Raw genomic sequence first — 5,436 nt, 5'->3', positions numbered from 1 at the left:
GTACAACGGAGAGGGCGGCGCCCCCGGCCCACCCTCCGCTCGGGGGCGCCGCCCTCTCCGTTGTACGCCGCCGCGCGCCCGACCGGAGCGGAAACCGCCACGATCCGTGTGACCGCGAGGGTGAAGTCCGCCGCAGAACGGGTACGCGCCGCGCCTCAACCACGGGGTGAGCAGGGAGCGCGAGGGCATGAGCGAGCAGCACGGCACGATTGTCATCGGTGCGGGACCGGCGGGGCTCACGGCCGCGTACGAACTGCTCCGGCACGGCCTGCCGGTACGGGTGTTCGAGGCCGACGAGGTGGTCGGCGGGATCAGCCGGACGGTGGAGCGTGACGGGTGGCGTTTCGACATCGGCGGGCACCGGTTCTTCACGAAGGTGCCCCGCGTGGAGGCGTTCTGGCACGAGATCCTGCCGGACGAGGACTTCCTGACCCGGCCCCGGATGAGCCGGATCTTCTACCGGGGCGCGCTGTTCAACTACCCGCTCAGCGCGGCGAACGCGCTGCGCAACCTGGGGGTGCCGGAGGCGGCCCGCTGCCTCGGCTCGTACGCCCGGGCCCGGCTGCGCCCGCCCCGGGACCAGTCGCACTTCGAGGGCTGGGTGTCGGCCCGGTTTGGCTGGCGGCTGTACTCGATCTTCTTCAAGACGTACACGGAGAAGGTGTGGGGGATGCCGGCGGACCGGCTCCAGGCGGACTGGGCCGCGCAGCGGATCAAGAACCTGTCGCTGGCCAAGGCGATCCGCAACGCGGTGCTGCCCCGCCGCTACCGCACGGACGTGACCAGCCTGATCGAGGAGTTCCAGTACCCGAAGTACGGGCCCGGGATGATGTGGGAGCGCTGCGCCGAGCAGGTGCGCCACCGTGGTGGTGAGGTGTCGACCGGCACCTGGGTCACCGCCGTGCACCGTGACCCGCAGCGACGGCGGGCGATCAGCGTGACGGTCAACGGGGTGGGCGGGCAGCGTACCGAGCCGGCCGACCACGTGATCTCGTCGATGCCGATCTCCGAGCTGGTGACCGCGTTGCGCCCGGCGCCGCCGCCGGAGGTGCTGGCCTGCGCCGCCGACCTGCGCTACCGCGACTTCCTGACGGTCGCGCTGGTGGTGCCGGCCGAGTTCTCGTTCCCGGACAACTGGATCTACGTGCACGACCCGGGAGTGCGGGTGGGCCGGATCCAGAACTTCGGCTCCTGGTCGCCGTACCTGGTCAAGGACGGTCGCACCTGCCTGGGCCTGGAGTACTTCGTCTTCGAGGATGACGAGATGTGGCGTACCCCGGATGCCGACCTGGTGGCGCTGGCCACGGCGGAGCTGGAACGCCTGGGGTTGGCCCGGCCCGGTGTGGTCGAGGCCGGCCACGTGGTGCGGATGCCGAAGGCGTACCCGGTGTACGACGAGCGCTACCAGCACAACGTGGACGTGATCCGGGCGTGGCTGGCCGAGGAGGTGCCCAACGTGCACCCGGTGGGACGCAACGGCATGCACCGCTACAACAACCAGGACCACTCGATGCTGACCGCGATGCTCGCGGCGGAGAACATCGCCACCGGCAGCGCACACGACGTGTGGGCGGTCAACGTGGAGCAGGACTACCACGAGCAGTCCACCGGCGGTGGCGGCCGCCGGGGCACGGGCCGGGACGCGCCCGTGGTGCCGAGCCGGATCGTCGCGGCGCCGATCGCCACACACGAGGGGGTCGGCGCCCCGACGGACGGCGACCGGCCGGCGCAGGTGCCGCTGGGCTGACGGGGCACGCGCGGGACGGTTGGGCCAGGAAACCGCTTACCTTCGGACTATTGACGGTCATCACTGGCTGTCAGTACCGTGATGCGGGCAGCGAAGAAAGCGCTTTCCGACCCTCACCGTCCGACAGGGAGCGCCCCCATGCCCAAACACCTACGCGCGTTCTGCCTCCTCCTGCTCGCCGTCGCCACCGTGCTGAGCACCACCACCGCCCTGCCCGCCGAGGCGGCCCCCCGCTTCCGGGTGCTGGTCTTCTCCAAGATCACCAACTTCTACCACGACTCGATCCCGGCCGGCGTCGCCGCGATCCAGCAGCTCGGCGTCGCCCACAACTTCGAGGTCGTCGCCACCACCGACGCGGCCGCGTTCACCGACGCCAACCTCGCCACCTTCGACGCCCTGGTCTTCAACAACACCAACTCGACCCCCGCCTCCGGTGACCTGCTCAACGCCAGTCAGCGGGCGGCGTTGCAGACGTTCATCCGCAACGGCGGCGGCTGGGCGGGCCTGCACGCCGCCTCGGCCAGCGAACGCGACTGGCCCTGGTACGAGGGCCTGGTGGGCACCATCTTCGACTTCCACCCCGACTTCTCGGCCACCGGCGGCACCTTCCCGGGCCGGGTCAAGGTGCTCGACCGGGCGCACCCGTCGACCCGCAACCTGCCGGAGCTGTGGGAGCAGAGCGAGGAGTGGTACAACTGGCGGACCAATCCGACCGGCAACGTGCACACCCTCGCGCAGATCAAGGTGCGCGACGGGATCAACGGGCTGGACGAGGGCGTCGACCACGCGTACTCCTGGTGTCAGCGCTACGACGGCGGCCGGTCCTGGTTCACCGCCGGCGGGCACGCCAGCTCCCAGTTCAGCACGCCGACCTTCCTGGAGCACCTGCGCTACGGCATCGAGTGGGCGGCCGGCGCGGTCGCCGGCGACTGCTCGGCCACCGAGACGGGCAACTTCGAGCGGGTGGGGCTGGTCACCGAGAACCTCGCCGACCCGTTCGAGCTGGCCGTCGCCCCCGACCGGAAGGTCTACTACATCCAGCGCACCGGCGCGTTGAAGGTGGTCAACTCCGACACCCTCCAGGTCACCACGCTGCTGGACTTCGCCTACACCTCGGCGATGACCGACCAGTCCGACGGGCTGCTCGGGATGACCCTGGACCGCAACTTCGCCAGCAACGGCTGGGTCTATCTCCTGTGGTCGGACAAGACCCTGAAACAGCTCAACCTGTCCCGGTTCACGGTCGCCAACAACAGCGTCTCCCTCTCCTCGGAGAAGCGGCTGCTGGCCATCCCCACGTACCGCGGCGTGGGCCGGGCGAACTCGCACATGGGCGGCTCGCTCACCATGGACGCCGCCGGGCGGCTCTACGCCGCCATCGGCGACAACACCGACCCGTTCGCCTCCAGCGGGTACACGCCCATCGACGAGCAGGCCGGGCGGGCCGCCTGGGACGCCCAGGGCACCGCCGGCAACACCAACGACCTGCGCGGCAAGATCCTGCGGATCACCCCCCAGGCCGACGGCACGTACACGATCCCGAGCGGCAACCTGTTCCCGGCCGGCACCGCGAAGACCCGGCCCGAGATCTACGCGATGGGCATGCGCAATCCGTTCCGGATCACGATCGACCCGCACACCAACGCCCTGCTGGTCGGCGACTACGGCCCGGACGCCCGCGCCGCCGACCCCAACCGGGGTCCGGAGGGGACCGTCGAGTTCAACCGGATCACCGCCGCCGGCAACTACGGCTGGCCGTACTGCGTGGGCAACAACATCCCGTTCAACGACTACAACTTCGCCACCAGCACCCCGGGGGCAAAGTTCAACTGCGCCGCGCCGGTGAACAACTCGCCCAACAACACCGGCCTGACCACCCTGCCGGCGGCGAGGTCGGCGCTGGTCTGGTACGCGTACTCCGCCTCCAGCCAGTTCCCCGAGGTGGGCACCGGCGGTGGCGGCCCGATGAGCGGCCCGGTCTACGACCACGACCCGGCCAACACCCGGACCACGAAGTTCCCGGAGTACTTCGACGGCAAGTGGATCACCTACGAGTTCACCCGCAAGTGGTTCAAGACGCTCTCGATCCACAGAACGGCGCAGACGTTCAACAACGCCCGCTTCGGGCCCACCGCCGTGGGCGACCTCCAGTCGATCAACGGGATCTTCGGCAACATGAGCTGGATCCAGCCCTTCGAGGCGGAGTTCGGCCCGGACGGCTCGCTCTACGTCATCGACTTCGGCGAGGGCACCGGCAGCGGTCGCGGCGGCAGCAACGCCGGCGCGGGCATCTACCGCATCGACTACGTGGCCAACGGCCGCCCGCCGACCGCGAAGATCGCCTCCAACCCGGACAGTGGACGCCCGCCGCTGACGGTGGCCTTCTCCTCGGCCGGATCCACCGCCGGGGACGGCTCGGCGCTCAGCTACGCCTGGGACTTCACCAACGACGGCAGCACCGACTCCACCGCCGCCAACCCGAGCTACACCTACCCGTCCGCTGGGAAGTTCACCGCCCGGCTGACCGTCCGCAACAGCGGCAACGGGTTGACCGCCAGCGCGGTCACCGACGTGGTGGTCGGCAACACCCGGCCCACGGTGACCATCACCGTCCCCGACGGCGGCTTCTTCGACTTCGGCGACAAGATCCCGTACACGGTGACGGTCACCGACCCGGAGGACGCCACCATCGACTGCGCGAAGGTGACCGTGCAGACCCAGCTCGGCCACGACTCGCACGCCCACCCGCTGGACGTGTACACCGGCTGCTCGGGGCTGCTCGCCACCGAGGCCGACGCCGGTGACGGGCACGGGCCGGGGCAGAACCTCTACACCGTCGTCACCGCGCAGTACACCGACGGCGGAGCGGTCGGCGGCGTACCGGCCCTGACCGGCTCGACCCGGGCGCAGTTGCAGCCCAAGAGCAAGGAGGCCGAGCACTTCACCGCCCAGTCCGGCCTCACGGTGAACGACCGGGCCACCGCCCGCGCCGGCAAGCGGCTCGGCGACGTCGACCACAACGACTGGGCGGCGTACGGGCCGGTGGACCTGCGCAACGTCGGCTCGGTGACGCTCGGGGTGACCAACGGCGGGCTGGGCGGCGACATCGAGCTGCGAACCGGCTCACCGACCGGCACGCTGATCGGCAGGGCCACCATCGGATCGACCGGCGGGTGGGACAACCTGGTCTCCCCCACCGTCACGTTGACCAACAAGCCCGCCGGCACCACCACCCTGTACGCGAAGTTCGTCAACGCCGCCCAGGTCGGTGGCACCCCGGACCTGCTCTCGCTGGACTGGCTGCGGTTCAACGGGGCCGGCGTCAAGCAGGAGCCCGGCGGGACGCTCACCCTCGCGGCCAGCCCCGGCAGCGGCACCGCACCGCTGAGCACCACCCTGACCGCCACCGCGACGGCGCCGTCCGGGCAGAGCATCACCGACTACGCGTGGGACTTCGGCGACAACACCGCCGTCACCCACGGCGCGACGCTGCGGTCGACCGGTCACAGCTACCCGCGCAAGGGAACCTTCACCGCCCGGGTGACGGTCACCTACACCAGCGGGGAGACCCGCTCGGCCAACCTGACCATCACGGTCACCTGACCGCCGGCCGGTGGCGGGCGGGGCGGATCCCGCCCGCCACCGCCGATCCGCGCCGCTGGTGACCCCCAGCCCGCCTCACCCCGCCC

At 70.7% G+C, this 5,436-nt stretch carries 2 protein-coding genes; both read left to right on the top strand.

Translation table 11 applies throughout. From position 1 onward, the window contains the following. Positions 1 to 187: 187 nt before the first annotated feature. The gene (locus tag DKT68_RS00850; protein ID WP_109815529.1) at positions 188 to 1,747 is read left to right on the top strand and encodes an NAD(P)/FAD-dependent oxidoreductase; all 1,560 of its coding nucleotides are present in this window, start codon (positions 188 to 190) and stop codon (positions 1,745 to 1,747) included. Between the two features lie 138 nt (positions 1,748 to 1,885). Continuing rightward, positions 1,886 to 5,350: a ThuA domain-containing protein gene (locus DKT68_RS00845; protein WP_109815528.1), complete on the top strand. Its 3,465-nt coding sequence runs from the start codon at positions 1,886 to 1,888 to the stop codon at positions 5,348 to 5,350. Positions 5,351 to 5,436 lie beyond the last annotated feature (86 nt).

The organism is Micromonospora acroterricola (genome assembly GCF_003172955.1).
GTDB lineage: Bacteria > Actinomycetota > Actinomycetes > Mycobacteriales > Micromonosporaceae > Micromonospora > Micromonospora acroterricola.
Note: the sequence above shows the minus strand (reverse complement) of the source record. Positions and strands in the feature narration are given on the sequence as shown.

What these genes read in the sequence shown, in the direction of transcription:
- DKT68_RS00850 (WP_109815529.1), top strand. Translation starts at nt 188, where the DNA reads ATGAGCGAGCAGCACGGCACGATTGTCATCGGTGCGGGACCGGCGGGG.
- DKT68_RS00845 (WP_109815528.1), top strand. Translation starts at nt 1,886, where the DNA reads ATGCCCAAACACCTACGCGCGTTCTGCCTCCTCCTGCTCGCCGTCGCC.